This window comes from Actinomadura sp. BRA 177 (genome assembly GCF_013372625.1).
GTDB lineage: Bacteria > Actinomycetota > Actinomycetes > Streptosporangiales > Streptosporangiaceae > Spirillospora.
Genome location: NZ_JABXFD010000046.1, coordinates 1 through 448, shown reverse-complemented (window position 1 = coordinate 448; position 448 = coordinate 1). Strand labels below are relative to the sequence as shown.

1 protein-coding gene is annotated in these 448 nt (G+C 58.5%); it reads left to right on the top strand.

The window, feature by feature from the left end; all coding sequences use genetic code 11:
- Positions 1 to 448 (top strand): histidine kinase dimerization/phospho-acceptor domain-containing protein (locus HUX53_RS00205; RefSeq protein WP_217918937.1); only part of this gene is annotated, 448 nt, incomplete at both ends.

Genomic DNA, 448 nt, shown 5'->3' with positions numbered 1-448 from the left:
GTCTGCAGCAGGAGTTTCTCGGCCATGCGGCCCACGAGTTAAAAACGCCCCTGGCGCTGATCCGCGGGCAGGTTGAGTTGCTCGAGGAAGGGCGAAATGACCGCAAGGCGCTATTGAGCGATGTCGAGTACATGACCCGCCAGGTGCAACAACTGCTACTTCTGGCCGAAGCGAGCGAGGCGCACAACTACCAGTTTAGCGTTGTTCGAATGCACGACATCGCCCACGAAGCTTCCATCTACTTGCAACGCATGGCGGAGTCCGCCGACGTGCATTTAACGGTGCTTGCCGCGGATCAAGGGGTGACATGGAAGGCTGATCACGGGGCATGCTTCACTCTGCTCAAGAACTTGCTGGAGAACGCCATCCAGCATGCCCCCGCGCAGACTCTCGTCAGCATGGAAATCCAGAGCAATACGATAACCGTGCGTGACCGAGGGTCTGGCGT